This is a genomic window from Anaerotruncus sp. 1XD42-93, from assembly GCF_009917605.1.
Classification (GTDB): Bacteria; Bacillota; Clostridia; order Oscillospirales; family Ruminococcaceae; genus Anaerotruncus.
Window position 1 is genome coordinate 1 of sequence record NZ_QZEG01000161.1, and the last position, 1719, is coordinate 1719.

Consider the following 1719-nt stretch of genomic DNA (forward strand, 5'->3'; position numbering starts at 1 on the left):
TTGTAGGTCTTACAGGCATCCCGCAGCCGTTCCAGCTGTTCCTGGGACAGCGCGTGCCGCGATCTGGCGCGGTCCAGCCTTGGGGATTTGATCTTGAGCATGGGATTTTTGCGGATGATGTCCTCAACCGTCAGCCAGCTGAAAAAGCTGCGCAGGGTATTGATGTGGGTCAGCAGGCTTCCATCCCGGAGGCCGCGTGTCTCGGACAGATAGGAGATGTACTCCCGCAGATCGTCCACCGTGATCTTGGTCACCGCCCGGTCTACCTGCTCTGTGAAGATCCCCAGCGTGTATCGGTAATTCTCGATCGTTTTGGCTGACAGACCATCAATCCGTTTCGCCGCGAGGAACGCCGAAACCCGCCTTTTCAGGCTTCCACGGCTGGTTTCATCCTGTCTCGACACCCGGTAAGGCTTTATCAGGTTTTGCGCCTGTTCCGGCGATAATCCCGCCTCTACCAACGCGTTCATAAGCTCCTGTTTTGCATCCATGGCACTCGCTCCTTTCTATCAAAAATATATCTAACACGCAAACCATAGTCAAATAAGGCGGACAAAAACGGGACTTTGCAGAGTAATTTATACGCGCAGTATGCCCGAGATGTACAGGCACCCAATCTTGACATTACGCCCGAAACTCTATTTAATGATCCGCCGCTCAACAAGATGGCTGGTCTTGACCACAGAACGACGCACTATGCGAGAGCAGATAAGCCCGCAGGCTCTCCGCCTACCCCAAACGATGGCCCAGAGCACTGGGACGTATTGACGTCCACAATTAACCGGACAAGAGCCTTACGGATTGCTACGCAATGTTTTAAGGGGTCCAACAACGGCCGAGCCTTTTTGCAGACTAGGCACTGGGACACGGATGAGTTTGCTGAGGGATGGCAAGCATGGCGAGAGGTTGCAACCTGTTATTGCGCGGACCTCGAGTGGAAACCTCTCCCGATGATAAACGGGTGGACAAATGCTGTTGATTTTAGTACTGCGGCGCCAAAATATCGAAAGGGGGCAGACGGAAAAGTTGTATATGTTAGAGGATACATCAAAAGAACCGGCGATTTAACCGAGGAGAACCGCACAATTGCATATCTCCCGGAAGGGTATAGACCTACAGGCGAGTGGTGGTCAACAACCTCACACGAATATAGAGATAATGCATTTACGCTGAAAGTATCCACAAACGGAAGAGTATACCTCACAACCATCAACTCTAATGTGCAGGAGATTGCAAATTGGGCTCTACCCATCTGCTTGACGATCCCGGTTTAATGTCCTCTCTTTAGATTGGGATTGCCAGGTTTACTGATAATATCAAATCGCTCCCGCTTATTTCCTTGCTCCAGTTTTCCACCATCAACCGTCCATCTGTCTCTACAACGCATCGCCAGTTGTGGAAGCCGCCGTTTACGGAACATATCTGATACCAAACGTACTCTTTTGGCCTATATCCTTCAGGTAATTGTGCAAAATATGTACGTTGAGGGATCGTGCCAGAATTATGCTTTATGAGTCCTTTTACATAGACAACATCTCCGCTGGAGCCTTTTCGATATTTTGCTGTATGCCTACTGTCAGTGGTGGCATCTACAAACCCATTCATAAAAGGGAGCGCTTTCCATTCAAGATCCGCGCAGTAGCAGGTTGCAACCTCCTTCCATGCCTGCCACTGGGTAAAATCGTCATTATCAACATGGCGTGTACGCAAAAACATCCG

General features: G+C 50.1%; 3 protein-coding genes. 1 reads left to right on the top strand and 2 read right to left on the bottom strand.

Annotated features, from left to right (window positions below; translation table 11 throughout):
* On the bottom strand, positions 1-491 hold a 491-nt coding region (locus D5269_RS17700; RefSeq protein WP_158605055.1), incomplete at its 3' end, for a phage integrase N-terminal SAM-like domain-containing protein.
* A gap of 459 nt (positions 492-950) precedes the next feature.
* Between D5269_RS17700 and D5269_RS17705 the strand changes: the two genes are divergently transcribed.
* Positions 951-1274 carry a hypothetical protein gene (locus D5269_RS17705; protein ID WP_147408048.1) on the top strand — a complete coding sequence of 108 codons (324 nt, stop codon included), beginning with the start codon at positions 951-953 and terminating at the stop codon, positions 1272-1274.
* 10 nt (positions 1275-1284) lie between these two features.
* Here the strand turns inward: D5269_RS17705 and D5269_RS17710 are convergent.
* Positions 1285-1719 (bottom strand): hypothetical protein (locus tag D5269_RS17710; RefSeq protein WP_166545241.1); only part of this gene is annotated, 435 nt, incomplete at its 5' end.

What these genes read in the sequence shown, in the direction of transcription:
- D5269_RS17705 (WP_147408048.1), top strand. Translation starts at nt 951, where the DNA reads ATGATAAACGGGTGGACAAATGCTGTTGATTTTAGTACTGCGGCGCCA.